The sequence below is a fragment of the Lentzea fradiae genome (genome assembly GCF_900100955.1).
Classification (GTDB): Bacteria; Actinomycetota; Actinomycetes; order Mycobacteriales; family Pseudonocardiaceae; genus Lentzea; species Lentzea fradiae.
Window position 1 is genome coordinate 538,070 of record NZ_FNCC01000001.1, and the last position, 14,127, is coordinate 552,196.

Sequence of the window (14,127 nt, forward strand, 5' to 3'; positions counted from 1 at the left end):
TCATCTTGCCCAAGCGTACCAACTGGGCAGCCTCATGACATTTCGACGAGGCCATTCTAGCAGCCGCCGGCCGTGCCTCCGCGTGGAACGGATCACCCGGCCGACGATCCGCAAGCCACCCGCTCAGTGCGAGCCGCTGAGCTGTCCGGACAGCTTGGCGTGCAGGTGTTCGCTGGCGGCGTTCAGCCCGACGATCTCCGTCTCGACACCGCGCGCGGCGAACTTCGCGGTCACCGCGTCCAGCGTCGCGACGGCCGAGCTGTCCCAGACGTGCGCGCCGGAGAGGTCGATGACGACCTTCGCCACGTCCTCGGTGTGGTCGAACGCGCGCACGAGCTCGTTGGTGGAGGCGAAGAACAGCTCCCCGGTGACCGTGTAGACGCGCACTCCGCCATCTGGGCCGAGCGCGCTGGAGACGTCGACGAGGTGGGCGACCCGGCGGGCGAAGAAGATCGCCGAGAGCAACGCGCCCGCGAGCACGCCGAGCGCGAGGTTGTGGGTGGCCACCACGGTCGCCACGGTCACGACCATCACCGCGGTCTCGCTCTTCGGGGTGCGGCGCAGCGTCGAGGGCTTGATGCTGCTCCAGTCGAACGTGCTGACGGACACGAACACCATGACGGCGACGAGCGCGGCCATCGGGATCAGCGACACGACCGGCCCGAGCACGAACACCAGGATGAGCAGGAACACCCCGGCCGCGAGCGTGGACAGGCGGGTGCGCCCGCCGGACTTCACGTTGATCATCGACTGGCCGATCATCGCGCAGCCCGCCATGCCGCCGAAGAAGCCGGTGGCGATGTTGGCGATGCCCTGGCCGCGCACCTCCCTGCCCTTGTCGGACCCGGTGTCGGTGATGTCGTCGAGCAGCTGTGCGGTGAGCAGCGACTCGATCAGGCCGACGGCGGCCAGCGTCAGCGCGTAGGGCGTGATGATCGCCAGCGTGTCCAGGGTGAACGGCACCAGCGGCAGGCCGAAGCCGGGCAGCGCGGTGGGCAGCTCGCCCTGGTCGCCCACGGTCGGCACGCCGATGTGGAGGAACACCGTCAGCGCCGTGACCACGACGATCGCGACGAGCGGCGCGGGCACGGCCTTGGTGAGCCTGGGCAGCAGGTAGATGATCGCGAGACCGAGCACGGCCAGTGCGATGACGGGCCAGCCGCCGCCGGTGATGTGCGGGATCTGCGCTGCGAACAGCAGGATCGCCAGCGCGTTGACGAAGCCGACCATCACGGTGCGCGGCACGAACCGCATCAGCCGGTGCACGCCCACCAGTCCGAACAGGATCTGGAACGCGCCGGTGAGGACCGTCGCGGCGAACATGAACTCGATGCCGTGGTCGCGGACCAGCTGCACCAGCACCAGTGCCATCGCGCCGGTCGCCGCCGAGATCATCGCGGGACGGCCGCCCGCGAACGCGATGATGATCGCGATGGTGAACGACGCGTAGAGCCCGACCTTCGGGTCGACCCCCGCGATCACGGAGAACGACAGCGCCTCCGGGATCAGTGCGAGCGCGACCACGAGCCCGGAGAGCAGGTCGGCGCGCGGGTTCGAGAACCACGTCGTGCGAACGCGCTGCGACAGCGCAGGCCGCTGGGAGGCCCGGAACGAGGACAATCGGCACCTCGGGAGATGGCGCGGCGCCGCGCAGCGGTACGTCGCGGGGCAGGAACGGGGTTGCGGCTGCTGCGGCGCAACGGGCGGGAACCCTACCCGTGCGCCGCTGCGTCGCCCGTGCCGTCCGAGGTGATCGTGAGCAACGTCTCCCGGCCGGAGTAGGTTCGGCTTCCGGCACCCCGTCCGCCGATCTCGACCCCCAGCGGAGGAACCTCAGATGTCCACGGACCCGATGACCCGCATCGGTGAAGCCGTTGCCCTGCACCACCAGCAGGGGCAGCGCGAGGCCGCCCGCGAGCAGTTCGCGCGGATCTGGGAGGACATCGGCGGTGAGCAGGGCGACCCGCTGCACGTGTGCGTGCTCGCCCACTCGATGGCCGACGTGCAGGACGACGTGCGCGAGGAGCTGGTCTGGGACCTGCGGGCGCTGGCCGCCGCCGACTCGGTCTCGGCGGAGAGCGCGGCACGGGCGGGCGTGACGCTGCCGGTGGCGGGCCTGTACCCGTCGCTGCACCTCAACGTCGGCGAGTGCTACCGCAAGCTCGGCGACCTCGCCCGCGCCCGCGAGCACCTCGACCTGGCGCGGGAGACGATCGGCGTGCTGGCCGACGACGACTACGGGAGGCTCGTCCGCGGCGGTCTGGAGGACCTGGAGCGGAAGCTCGACTCGGACCGGTGACGCGCGGCAGGCGATCCGCGGCCTCACGTCCACCGGCCGCCGGTGTGGTGCCGGCGGCCGGTGGACGTGGTCCTACCGGCTGGACGCGTGCTCGCTCAGCCCGTGGAGCAGGTCGCCCCGTTGAGGGCGAACGCCGAGGCCGCCGCGGTGTTGCCGTTGTGCGTGGCCTGGAAACCGAACTCGACCGACCTGCTGGGCGAGATCGTGGCGTTGTGGCCGACGTTGCGCGCGGTCACCTGGCCGGAGCTCGGCGAGAACGTGGCGTTCCAGCCGGAGCCGATGGTCTGGCCGGAGGGCAGCGTGAAGGTGAGCGACCAGCCGTTGACGGGCGTGGTGCCGGTGTTGGTGATGGTCACGCTCTCGGTCAGGCCGTTGTTCCACGGGTTGACCACGGCACGGACGGAGCAGGCGCCCGGCGTCGGCTCCGGGTCGGGATCGGGGTCCGGGTCGGGGTCCGGCGTGCCGGTGATGCCGAAGAAGTCCAGCGCCACCGCGGCCATCCCGCCCGACGGCAGGCTGTGGCCCGCGCCCTGGATGCTGTAGGTCTCGACCTTGTCGGAGTACTTGCCGCGGTTCCAGCCGGCCCGCGGGCTGTCGGTGGACGTCGGCGTCTGGCTGAGGCCGAAGACGTTCGTCCACTGCTCCATCGACTCCTGCAGCAGCGAGTACGGCACCAGGTTGTCGGCGGTGCCGTGCCACAGCTGGATCTTCGGGCGCGTGCCGCTGAAGCCGGGGTTGACCTGCCGGACGGCGTCACCCCACTGCTGCGGGGTGCGGTTCATGCTGCCGCCGGTGCACTGGCTGCGGCCGGGTGCGTAGTCGGCGGCGTTGGCGAAGCAGTTGAACGGCACGCCCATGAACGACGCGCCCGCCTTGAAGACGTCCGGGTAGACGGCGAGCATGTGCTGGGTCATCATGCCGCCCGACGACGAGCCGGTGGCGAACACCCGGTTCGGGTCGGTGTTGTAGCGCTGCTTCACGTAGTTGACCATCGACACGATCGACACCGGGTCGCTGCCGCCGCCGCGCCTCTTCGACGCCTCCGACCACGTGTCGAAGCACTTGCCGAACCCGGCTTCCTGCTGGGCGCTCGGGTAGATCACGACGTACCCGTAGCGGTCGGCGAGCGAGGAGAACTCGCTGCCGGAGTGGAACCCGGGACCGTTGCCGCCGCAGCCGTGCATGGCGACGACGACGGCGGGGTTGGCGGGGCGCGTGTCCGGCACGTAGACGTGCATGCGCATGCCGCCGGGGTTGTCACCGAAGTTCGTCACCTCGGTCAGCGACGCGGCGGAGGCCGCCGGTGTGATCACCGCGCCCGCCGCGGTGAGCAGGGCACTCCCCAGGAGTGCCAGGAACGTGGTTCTGCGTGCGGTCATCGTCGACCTCCGGTCAGGGGTCCGGATCTGCCAGGGCTCCGAAAGTATGCAGATTGGTGACGGACGTCAATTTTCTGACGAACTTCGACGGCGGCGTTCGACGAAACAACCGGTCGGGCGGCCGAACGAGGAGGGGGAGAGGTCGGGATGACGGCAGCGGTGCCACCACCGGACGCAGTGGCGGGAGCCGCAGTGCGGCCGGAGACGGCCGTGCTCGTGCTGCTCGGCGACCACGTGCTCGACCGGGGGATCGCGGTGTCGACGGGCGGCGTCGTGGCGGCGCTCGGGCGCCTCGGCATCGGCGAGCACGCCACCAGGACCGCGCTGAACCGGATGGGCCGCCGCGGCCTGCTGCACACGCGCCGCCGGGGCCGCCAGGCGTTCCTCGGGCTGACCGAGCAGGGCACCGCCGTGCTGCGCGACGGGCAGCGCCGGCTCGACGGCGACGTGGTGGACGGCGACTGGGACGGCCGCTGGACGCTGCTCACGTTCTCGGTGCCGGAGAGCCGCCGCGCCGACCGGCACGCCCTGCGCACCCGGCTCGGCTGGTTCGGGTTCGGGCCGCTGCGCAGCGGCCTGTGGGTGTCGACGAAGGCGGCGGACGTCTCGGCCACGCTCGCGGAGCTCGACCTGCTCGACCACGCCGAGGTGTTCCGGGCGGAGGCGTTCATGTGGACGGACCCCGCACGGGTCGCGGCGGAGGCGTGGGACCTGCCGTCGATCGCCGCGGGCTACGAGGGCTTCCTGGCCCGCTGGGGGAACGACGCGTCCGGGCACCTCGACGTCCTGTCCCGCCGGGTCCTGCTGGGCGCGGAATGGCTGCTGCTGATCCGCCACGACCCGGTGCTGCCACCCGCGCTGCTGCCGGAACGGTGGCCGGGCACGCGGGCGGTCGAGCTGTTCCGCGCATTGCGCACCAGCTGGGCGAATCGCGCCGGTGACCTCGCGGCGGACGCGCTGGAATCCGTTGTGGATGAATGACGGCGTTTTTTCGAAACTATGTCGAAAAGTTTCCGCTACCTTACGTGCCTGTTGCGTCACTGCTAGCGTCCATTGATGCCCGGCCGCCGTCGAGAACGGTTGGTCGAATTCGATTCGAAAGGTTGGAGTCGAACCGTCGCCGCACCATAGAAACTCGATGACGAGGAGCACTGACATGGTTGAGGCCACTGTCCGACCACGAAGCCGCAGGCGCGGCCGCTTCGGCATCGGCGCCGCCTGCCTCGCGCTGGTCATGTCCATGACGCCCGCCGTCGCCGGCGCGGACGTCGGAATCGCCGCCACCTGTTCGAGCCAGACGGGCAACCACGGCGGCTACTACTACTCGTTCTGGACCGACGGTGGTGGCCGCGCCTGCATGGAGTTCGGCAACGGCGGCAACTACAGCATGTCTTGGAGCAACGTCGGCAACTTCGTCGGCGGCAAGGGCTGGAGCAACGGCTCCCGCCGCACCGTGAACTACTCCGGCAGCTTCAACCCGTCCGGCAACTCCTACCTGACTCTCTACGGCTGGACGTCGAACCCGCTGGTCGAGTACTACATCGTCGACAACTGGGGCAGCTGGCGGCCCACCGGCGAGTACCGGGGCACGGTGACCACCGACGGCGGCACCTACGACCTCTACCAGACGATGCGGTACAACGCGCCGTCCGTCGAGGGCACCAAGACGTTCCCGCAGTTCTGGAGCGTCCGGCAGCAGCGGCGCACCGGCGGTTCCATCACGACCGGCAACCACTTCGACGCGTGGAGCAGGGCCAACATGCGGCTCGGCGACTTCCGCTACTACATGATCCTCGCGACCGAGGGCTACCAGAGCAGCGGCAACTCCAACGTCACGGTGTGGTGAGAGCCGTCCACTTCCACCAGGTGTAGTGGTGTTCGCCCTGCTCGACCTGGAACCGCCGGCCGCAGTCGCGGCACTCGCAGAGGCGGTCGGGCACCCACTGCCGGTCGTTGGGGACCGTCCCCACGACCAGGACGTGCCGGCCCTCCTTCTCCGGGTCGTAGAACAGGTGTGAGAGGTACGCGGTGCACAGGCAGGTGCCTTCGCGGAAGAGCCTGATCCGGCCGAGCACGTGGTCCAGGTTGTCGTTGTTGGACGCGAGCGCGCCTCCCAGGTCGAGGTCCGTCGCCTTCTCGATGGCGGGCAACGCCTTCACCAGCGGTGTGAGGACCTCGGGGTCGCGAGTCCTGAACACCGTCCACACCGCACCGAGGACGCGTCGGGCGTCGCCGGAAAGGAAAGCAGCGATGAGCGGGGACCGGTGGGCGTGCTCGCCGGGGTCCGGACCGGTGAGCCACGGCAGGGGCACCACGTGCACGGCGGCACCGGTGAGAACAATGGCGTGGTCGCCGTAGCGCCACCACGCCGCGTCATCCGCGCCGAGCGCCCGCGCCAGACCGGCGGGCGCTCGGTCGCGGACGCCCCACCGCCGGTCCGCGGGCCGGCCGAAGGGCGACATGCCGGTCAGAGGCAGCACGTGCGCGAGGAAGCCGGACCACCCGGTGAACCCGTCGACCTCCCAGTCGAGCCGCTCGTCGTCGCGCGGCCAGGGCAGGCCGGTCATCCGTTCCGCCACGGCCAGGACCTGCTCGTTCACCGGCATGGCACCAGCTTACGAAGTGTGCCCGTCTCAGACGCGAACCTCCTGCCGTGACGGCATCTCCGGTTGCCCGATCACGTCCAGCGTCACGACGGACTCGTCCGGCAGCGGCTTCAACAACGACTCGATGCCGGACAGCAACCCTTGTGCCGCACGCAGTTCCGCGGCGACGCGGTCTCGTTCGCGCCGCAGGACCTCCACGCGTTCCGCGGCCTCGGTGACGATCCGCCGGGCGTGCTCGGTGGCGTCACGCACGGTCTGCTCGGCGCGGGCCTCCGCGGCACGCTGCCGTTCCGCCAGCGCCTGCATGGCCTCTCTGCGGCGCTGGGTCATCGCCTCCTTGAAGTCGGACTCGACCTGCTCGCGGAGCCGTGCGGCCTCGTCGTCGAGCTCGCGGCGACGAAGCTCCGCCTGCCGGGTGATCGTGTCGACCCGGGCGTGAGCGCGGGTCATCAGCTCGCGGTGCTCGGTCTCCATCTCGGCGCGGCGGCGGTCCAGCTCGGTCACGAGGTGGTCGGCGCGCTCGCGCAACCGGTCCGCGGCGCGGCGGGCGGTCGCCCAGTCCTGCTCGGCGACGGCCCTGGCGCGGGTCGTGATCTCCTCGGCCTCGGCGTGGGCCAGCTCCACCTGGCGTCGCAGCCGCTCGGTGAGCGCCTCGGGATCGACCGGCGTGCGGCAGATCCGGTCGAGCCGGGCCCGCAGCTCGGCGTTCTCCATGCGGGCGGCTTCCAGCTGTCGCGCCAGGGAGTCGCCTCGTGCGGTGGCGGCGTCCCGGTCGGCGGCGAGCACCGCCAGCTCTTCCTCCGCCTGGCGCACGAAATGCCGGACCTGGTCGTGGTCGTAGCCCCGCCAGCGCACGTCGAAGTCGGTCCGCAGCGGCAACAACTCCACTTTTCCCCTGCTCCTTCCGGTACGACGGCGCCACCGGTCCCCGCCGGCGGCGCCGGGACGTCACCCGCCGCCGGGCCGCGAGGCCCGGCAGCCGGGAACCAGTACTCGCCCTGAAAGACGAACCCGCACCGTGGTTTGTTCCCGAACTTGAGCCGCGCGTGCTCAGGCGGCGCCGCGCCGCCGTTCCCGCAGGACGAGCCGTCCGGACAGCAGCAGCGCGACAGCGCCGCCGCCCGCCATGACCACCGCGGTCGCGGTGCTGTCGTTGCCGAGGACGCCCACCAGCGGAGCGACGGCGGACCCCAGTCCGAACCGGATCGCGCCGAGCACCGAGGCCGCTGTCCCGGCGGCGGAACCGTGCCGCGACAACGCCAGCGCCGCCGCGTTCGGCATGGCGAGCGCGATGCCGGTGATCGCGACGAGGAGCGGGACGAGGAAGTGCGCGAGGGAGTCCGGTTGGAGCCCCGTGGAGACGAGCAGCGCGACGGCACCGGCGGTCGCGAGGACCACGGCGCCGAACAGGACGTGCAACGGGGTGAAACGGCGCAGCAGCAACGGGTTCAGCTGCGTGCCGCAGGCCAGTGCGACGGCGCCGAGCCCGAACACCAGGCCGAACTCCCGTTCGTCCAGACCGTACTGCTGCTGGAACACGAACGACGCCCCGGAGACGTACGCCAGCGCCCCGCCGAAGGCGAGCCCGCCCACCAACGTCAGCAGGACGAAGTCCGCGTCCCGCACCACGGTGCCGAACCCGCGCAGCACCGGGCGGAGCGAGTGGGACCTGCGCCGCTGCGGCGGCAACGTCTCCGGCGTCGCGAAGGCCGCCACGGCGACCAGCACGGCGCCGATCACCGCGAGCGTGCCGAACACCCACCGCCACGACCCGGCCAGCAACACCGCGCTGCCGAGCGACGGCGCGAGGATGGGCGCCAGACCGGTCACGAGCATGAGGTGGGAGATCATGGTCGCCGCCGCGCGTCCCTCGTAGAGGTCGCGAACCATCGCCATGGCGACCACCGCCGTCGCCGCCGCGCCGATGCCCTGCACCACGCGCAAGACGTTGAGCACCACGATGTCCGTGGCGAACGCGCACAGCACGGACGTGAGCACGTGCAGCGAAGTGCCGAGGACCAGCGGAATCCGCCTGCCGACGGAGTCCGAGTAAGGCCCGATCAGCAACTGCCCCAGGCCGAGCCCGATCAGGCTGCCGGTGAGCGTCATCTGGACCAGCGGCGCCGTGGTGCCGAGGTCCGTGACGATCGTGGGGAACGCCGGCAGGTACATGTCGATCGTGAGCGGCCCGAGAGCGACCATCGCGCCGAGGACCACGGCCAGCCGCACCCTTTCCCGACGACTCGGCTGACCGGAAAGCGCGTTGCCCATCGGGACCCTTCGCCGAGAAACGGTGCGGGACGCTGTCTCTTGTGCGTTGCCCGGAGAACGGGCCCGGAAAAATTGCGGGCAGTGTAAAAAACCCGGAAAACACCAGTCAAGAATGCGCGAGGAATGAGAATTCCTCTTCTCATCCTCCGCGGAGAAGAGTGTTCGTTCTCGCTGGGTCTGCCCGGCGGAAGCCAGGTGTAGTCTCGCGGCATGGCCATGCGGATGGACGGCCCCCTGGCCGCGCTGGACCAGTGGAAGCCGGACGGGTGCTCGCTCGCGAAGGCGCTGGACGTCGTCGGCACCAAGTCCGCGATGCTGTTGCTGAGAGAGGCTTTCTACGGCGTAACGCGGTTCGACACCTTCGTGCGCCGAGTCGGCATCACCGAGGCCGTGGCGGCCAAGCGGTTGCGCGAGCTCGTCGAGTCCGGCCTGCTGGAAAAACGCCCTTACCGCGAACCCGGCGCCAGGACGAGGTACGAGTACGTCCTGACGGAGAAGGGCCGCGCGTTGCTCCCGGTGATAGTGGCCCTGATGCAGTGGGGCGACACGTACCTGCAACCCGGCGGCGCACGCCTGCACGTCGTGTCCGCGGAAACCGGCGAACCGGTCCGCGTCGTGGTCGCACCGTCCGCCGGCGACTCGCTGGAGCCGGAAGGACTGGCCGTCCGGCTCCAGCGGTAGACGCGTCAGACCCGCTCGATGACGGTGGCGTTCGCCAGCCCACCCGCCTCACACATCACCTGAAGCCCATAACGGCCACCGGTCTGTTCAAGGGCGTTCAACAGGGTGGTGGTCAACCGAGCGCCGGAGCCGCCCAACGGGTGGCCGATGGCGATCGCCCCGCCATGCGGGTTGACCTTCGCGAGGTCGGCGCCGATCTCCGCCTGCCACGCCAGCACCACGGGCGCGAACGCCTCGTTCACCTCGAAGACGTCGATGTCCCGGACGGACAGCCCGGCACGAGCGAGCACCTTGCGCGTCGCGGGAATGATGCCGGTGAGCATCAACAACGGATCGTCCCCCACAACAGCGAACGAGTGCACTCGAGCACGCGGCACAAGGCCAAGCCGCGCCGCCGCCTCCTCACTGGCCACGAGCACCGCGGCAGCACCGTCGTTGACGGGAGAACTGTTGCCGGCCGTGATGCGCCAGTCCAGCTCGGGAAACCGCTCGACCCAGTAGTCGTCGCGGAACGCGGGCCGCAGACCGGACAGGACCTCGACGCTGGTGCCCGGCCGGATCGTCTCATCGGTAGCAAGATCGGTGACCCGGACAACCTGGGAGTCGAAGAGCCCGTTCTTCCACGCCAAGGCAGCACGCCGATGGGACTCGGCCGAGAACTCGTCGAGCCGAGCCCGCGAGAGACCCCAGCGCTGAGCGATCAACTCGGCACTGATGCCCTGCGGCACCAGCCCGCCGGGATAACGCGCGGCGACCCGAGGCCCGAGGAAGTCCCGACCGGCGGCCTGCGACGTGATGGGAACGTGGCTCATCGACTCGACCCCGGACGCGATGACGACGTCGTAAGCACCCGCCATCACCCCCTGGGCAGCGAAGTGCAACGCCTGCTGGCTGGACCCGCACTGCCGATCGACGGTGACGCCGGGAACCGACTCCGGAAACCCGGCAGCGAGTGCGGCCCACCGTGCCGTGTTGCCCGACTGCTCACCGATCTGCCCGACAGCGCCGCTGATGACGTCGTCGACGACAGCGGGATCGATGCCGGTGCGCTCGACCAAGGCGGCGAGCACCGTGCTGTGCAGGTCGACGGGATGCACCCGCGAGTACGCACCACCCGGCTTCCCCTGGGCGAGCGGCGTGCGAACGGCGTCGACGATGACGGCCTGACTATGTGATGGCATAGCCAGGACGATAACGCCTGACTATGCACCAGCCAAGTCAGGCGTCCGGGACCCCGAACCTCCAGGCCAGTCGCCACGTGCCCCGACGACGAGTCACGACCCCAGGAGTTCCCTACGCCGAAGGCAGGGGAGCCCCGGCACAACTCCCGTTCGACACCTTCCCGGTGTCGAAGAACTCCACGGCCGCACTCGCACACGGCAGATCGCTCAACGACCCGTGCACGTCGTCCTCCACCACCAGCAAAGCCCCACCGATCCGCTGCTGCATCTCCCGGGCCCACCGAACAGGCGTGACCTGCTCGTACAAATGCCCCACCAGCTGCAACGGACTGGACCCAGCGGTCAACCGCCAAGGCTGGACGGGAAACGGCCACCCGACACACACAACGTCATACCAGCCGTAGGCCCCGGAAACGGGCAGCTCCGCGACCCGCCGCTCCCGAGCAGCCCAGATCTCATCGAAGTCCCGCGTACCGACAGACTCGTTGCAGAACACCGCACTCTGCTGGAACGAGCTGAACCCGGTCTGCGTCTCATCCCACCCCAGCGCCCCCTGGCGAGCCTCAGGCGCGGCGGACGGCCCAGTGGTCCGAGAAAGCTCGGCCAGCTTCCGGCCCATCTCCGGCCAGTAACGCCGGGTGGACGTGATCATCCCGTCGAACACGTCACGACGGACCAGCTCCCGCTCCCGCAGCCCGAGCAGCGCCCGGCTGACCGCACCCTGGGTGGCACCGAAGTGGTAGAGGTCGTCATGGCGGGCAACCCAAGCGGCGAACTCGGCGAAGGTGTTCTCGCGCGCCGTCGCCTGGGCGTGGTCCATCTCGATCATGTCGAAGTCCGGCGCCATCACCGAGTCGAGCAGCATCTTGTCGACGTGCGCGTCGAACATCGTGCGGTAGTGGGCGCCGAGCGCGGAACCCCAGGAGATGCCGTAGTAGCTGATCTTCTCCTCGCCCAGCGCGATGCGGATGCGGTCCATGTCGCGGGCGACGTCGGCCGTGGTGAGGTTGCGGGCGAGCTCCGGGTCCCTGGCGGCGCAGTCGCGGAGTCTGCGGCCGTCACGTTCGGCCTCGAAGCGCGCCTTCTCCTTCTCCGTCAGGCCGGGCTCCGGCTGGGTCCAGTCGTAGTCGCACATCATGGCGGAGCTGTAGGAGACCCCGCGGGGCGCGAACCCGATGAGGTCGTGGTGCACGCCGATGCCCGCCGCGTGGGACTGCCGGATGGAGCGCGGCAGGCCCATCCCGGAGCCGCCGGGACCGCCGGGGTTGAGCAGGACGACGCCGCGGCGCGTGCCGGACGCCTTCAGCCGGTTGATCGCGATGTCCATCGTGCGGCCCCGTGGGTTCGCGTAGTCGACGGGCACGGTGACCATCGCGCACTCGGTTTCCGCGTCGTCGGGGGACCAGCGGTTCGCGACCTCCGAGCACAGCCGCCACTCCAGCCCGCCCGTCCCGGAAGCCTCCGGTGCGGCGTGGGCCGCGACTCCCGGCGCGAGCGGGACGAGCACCAGCCCCGCCAGCGCCGTGCCGAGCAAACGTGTGATCTTCATGCCCGCCACCCTGGCCTCGGCGCCGGACCGGTACCTCGACCGATCGGTTGATCTCCGCCGCCGAGTGGCCGACCCTCGAACCCGTGAACGCACCCGCGAACGAACCCAGGACCGCCACGGTCGTCGTCGACGACGGCACGGAGATCGCTTACCACCGCTGGGACCCCGACGGAGCCGCGCATCCCGTTCCCGTCGTGCTGCAGCACGGTTTCACGGTCGACACGCGCGTGGAGTGGGCCAGTCGCGGCATCGTGCCCGCGTTGACCGCGACAGGACGCACGGTCGTCGGCATCGACGCGCGTGGGCACGGCCTGTCGCAGAAGTCGCCGGACCCCGGCCGCTACGGCGAGACGCGCATGGCCCGCGACCTGCTGACGGTCGTCGACCTGCTGGACGCACCGGCGTTCGACCTGGTCGGCTACTCGATGGGTGCGATCATCTCGTTGCTGGCCGCGACCGGCGAGCCGAGGGTGCGCCGGCTCGTCATCGGCGGTGTCGGCGCGGGCGTCGTCGAGGTCGGTGGCGTCGACACGCGCGTGCTGCGCAACGACGCGCTGGCCGAGGCGTTGCTCGCCGACGACCCCAGCACCCTGCCGCCCGAGCTGGCGGGCATGCGCGCGTCGGCGACGCAGTCGGGCGCCGACCTCCGGTCGATGGCGGCTCAGGCACTCGCGCTGCACACGGCCGGCGTCGACTTCGCCCGCATCACGGCCGATGCGATCGTCATCGCGGGCGACGAAGACCCGCTCGCCGTGCGGCCGGAGGTCCTCGCCGACGCGATTCCCGGCGCACGGCTCGTCCTGGTGCCGGGCGACCACGGCGCGGCGATCAACAGCGCGGAGTTCAGCACCGCGGTCGTGGACTTCCTGCGCGACTGAGCACACGGCACCTCCTGCGGAGTGCCTGGCGAGCACTCCGCAGGAGGCTCAGCCGTCCGCGCGCTCCGCCCAGCGCGTCACCCCGCGCATGGCCTCGACGAGGGACCGGCCGCGGTCGGTGATGTCGTAGAACACCTGCACCGGCATGGACGGCACCACCTCGCGGCGGATCAGCTTGTGCGCTTCCAGCTCCTTCAGCCGCACGTGCAGCATGCGGTCCGAGATGCCGTCGATCATGCGGCGGTACTCGATGGCCCGGCGTGCGCCGCGGGACGCCGCGTCGAGGACCGCGGGCATCCAGCGCTGGTGCATGAACGCGAGCGCGCTGTTCGTCGTGTCGCAGTCGGTCGCGTTGATCGTCGGCATCGTACGGGGACTCGCCACTTACCAATAGTAAGTACCTTACTTGCGAGTTGGCAAGACTCGCGCACCCCGCGAGTCTGTTGTCATGACCCCATCCGAAGTCCTCACCCGGAATGCAAGCGCGAACGAAAACCCTTGCGCCCCAACCGGTTCTCCTCTCCGAACGGAGGTCTGAGCCGTGGGACAGCTCGCGGGCAAGATCGCCGTCGTCACCGGGGGATCGGCCGGGATCGGCCTGGCCACCGCGCGGCGGTTCGTCGCCGAGGGCGCACGGGTGTTCGTCACCGGGCGCCGTCCGGACGCGCTGGCCGCCGCGTCCGCCGAGCTCGGCCCCGCCGTCACCGCGGTGCCCGGCGACGCCGCCGACCCCGCGGACCTGGACCGCCTGCGCGCGGCCGTCGCCGAGCACGGCCGCGGCCTGGACGTGGTGTTCGCCAACGCGGGCGGGGGCGAGTTCGCCCCGCTGGGCGGGATCTCGCTCGACCAGTACGACGACGTCATGACGGGCAACGCGCGGGGAGTCCTGTTCACCGTGCAGACCCTGCTGCCGCTGCTGAACCCGAACGCCTCGCTCATCCTGATGTCCTCCATCGCCGGGACCGCCGGGATGGACGGCCTGAGCGTCTACGGGGCGGCGAAGGCGGCGGTCCGGTCCTTCGCCCGCACCTTCGCCGTGGAACTGGGGGACAGGGGTGTTCGCGTGAACGCGATCAGCCCCGGCTACATCCTCACCAAGCCGGACGACCCCGCCGCCACGGCCTACCAGGAGGACGGCGCCGCCTCGATTCCGTTGCGCCGCGTGGGACAGCCGGAGGAGGTCGCCGCCGCCGCGCTGTTCCTCGCTTCCTCCGAAAGCAGCTACGTCACGGGCATCGAGTTGTTCGTCGACGGCGGCCGCAACCAGGTCTGACACCGACACG

Annotated in this window: 14 protein-coding genes; 6 read left to right on the top strand and 8 right to left on the bottom strand. The window is 70.5% G+C overall.

Features of this window, described 5'->3' with window-relative positions; translation table 11 throughout:
- Positions 1–123: 123 nt before the first annotated feature.
- Positions 124–1,620 carry a SulP family inorganic anion transporter gene (locus BLT23_RS02535; RefSeq protein ID WP_090045051.1) on the bottom strand — a complete coding sequence of 499 codons (1,497 nt, stop codon included), beginning with the start codon at positions 1,618–1,620 and terminating at the stop codon, positions 124–126.
- Between the two features lie 217 nt (positions 1,621–1,837).
- On the opposite strand from BLT23_RS02535, the gene BLT23_RS02540 reads away from it, so the two are divergent.
- Positions 1,838–2,299 (top strand): hypothetical protein, encoded by a 462-nt coding sequence (locus BLT23_RS02540; protein WP_090045054.1) that lies wholly within the window; start codon positions 1,838–1,840, stop codon positions 2,297–2,299.
- A gap of 95 nt (positions 2,300–2,394) precedes the next feature.
- Here BLT23_RS02540 and BLT23_RS02545 read toward each other — a convergent pair whose 3' ends face one another.
- The gene (locus tag BLT23_RS02545; protein ID WP_090045056.1) at positions 2,395–3,678 is read right to left on the bottom strand and encodes an extracellular catalytic domain type 1 short-chain-length polyhydroxyalkanoate depolymerase; all 1,284 of its coding nucleotides are present in this window, start codon (positions 3,676–3,678) and stop codon (positions 2,395–2,397) included.
- A gap of 147 nt (positions 3,679–3,825) precedes the next feature.
- On the opposite strand from BLT23_RS02545, the gene BLT23_RS02550 reads away from it, so the two are divergent.
- Positions 3,826–4,659, top strand: coding sequence for a PaaX family transcriptional regulator (locus tag BLT23_RS02550; protein ID WP_090045059.1), 834 nt, complete (start codon positions 3,826–3,828; stop codon positions 4,657–4,659).
- 175 nt (positions 4,660–4,834) lie between these two features.
- Positions 4,835–5,524, top strand: coding sequence for a glycoside hydrolase family 11 protein (locus tag BLT23_RS02555; RefSeq protein ID WP_281248813.1), 690 nt, complete (start codon positions 4,835–4,837; stop codon positions 5,522–5,524).
- On the opposite strand, the gene BLT23_RS02560 is transcribed toward BLT23_RS02555, so the two are convergent.
- The 3 genes from BLT23_RS02560 to BLT23_RS02570 all read right to left on the bottom strand — a co-directional run bounded on the left by BLT23_RS02560 (position 5,511) and on the right by BLT23_RS02570 (position 8,513).
- Positions 5,511–6,284 carry a hypothetical protein gene (locus tag BLT23_RS02560; protein WP_090045062.1) on the bottom strand — a complete coding sequence of 258 codons (774 nt, stop codon included), beginning with the start codon at positions 6,282–6,284 and terminating at the stop codon, positions 5,511–5,513. The genes BLT23_RS02555 and BLT23_RS02560 overlap by 14 nt on opposite strands.
- 27 nt (positions 6,285–6,311) lie before the next feature.
- Positions 6,312–7,172 carry a coiled-coil domain-containing protein gene (locus BLT23_RS02565; protein ID WP_090045065.1) on the bottom strand — a complete coding sequence of 287 codons (861 nt, stop codon included), beginning with the start codon at positions 7,170–7,172 and terminating at the stop codon, positions 6,312–6,314.
- A 162-nt stretch (positions 7,173–7,334) separates the two neighbouring features.
- On the bottom strand, positions 7,335–8,513 hold the full coding sequence (locus BLT23_RS02570) for a multidrug effflux MFS transporter (protein ID WP_245743488.1): 1,179 nt from the start codon (positions 8,511–8,513) through the stop codon (positions 7,335–7,337).
- A 252-nt stretch (positions 8,514–8,765) separates the two neighbouring features.
- On the opposite strand from BLT23_RS02570, the gene BLT23_RS02575 reads away from it, so the two are divergent.
- A complete protein-coding gene (locus BLT23_RS02575; RefSeq protein WP_090045070.1) occupies positions 8,766–9,236 on the top strand; it encodes a winged helix-turn-helix transcriptional regulator in 471 nt (156 codons plus the stop codon).
- 5 nt (positions 9,237–9,241) lie between these two features.
- On the opposite strand, the gene BLT23_RS02580 is transcribed toward BLT23_RS02575, so the two are convergent.
- Together BLT23_RS02580 and BLT23_RS02585 are read right to left on the bottom strand one after the other, a co-directional pair.
- Positions 9,242–10,417: a thiolase family protein gene (locus BLT23_RS02580; RefSeq protein ID WP_090045072.1), complete on the bottom strand. Its 1,176-nt coding sequence runs from the start codon at positions 10,415–10,417 to the stop codon at positions 9,242–9,244.
- A gap of 112 nt (positions 10,418–10,529) precedes the next feature.
- Positions 10,530–11,966 (bottom strand): alpha/beta fold hydrolase, encoded by a 1,437-nt coding sequence (locus BLT23_RS02585; protein ID WP_090045721.1) that lies wholly within the window; start codon positions 11,964–11,966, stop codon positions 10,530–10,532.
- A gap of 83 nt (positions 11,967–12,049) precedes the next feature.
- On the opposite strand from BLT23_RS02585, the gene BLT23_RS02590 reads away from it, so the two are divergent.
- Positions 12,050–12,844: an alpha/beta fold hydrolase gene (locus BLT23_RS02590; protein ID WP_218133604.1), complete on the top strand. Its 795-nt coding sequence runs from the start codon at positions 12,050–12,052 to the stop codon at positions 12,842–12,844.
- A gap of 48 nt (positions 12,845–12,892) precedes the next feature.
- Here BLT23_RS02590 and BLT23_RS02595 read toward each other — a convergent pair whose 3' ends face one another.
- Positions 12,893–13,228, bottom strand: a complete 336-nt coding sequence (locus BLT23_RS02595; protein ID WP_143035784.1) for a winged helix-turn-helix transcriptional regulator — start codon at positions 13,226–13,228, stop codon at positions 12,893–12,895.
- Between the two features lie 157 nt (positions 13,229–13,385).
- On the opposite strand from BLT23_RS02595, the gene BLT23_RS02600 reads away from it, so the two are divergent.
- Positions 13,386–14,117, top strand: coding sequence for an SDR family NAD(P)-dependent oxidoreductase (locus BLT23_RS02600; protein WP_090045077.1), 732 nt, complete (start codon positions 13,386–13,388; stop codon positions 14,115–14,117).
- Positions 14,118–14,127 lie beyond the last annotated feature (10 nt).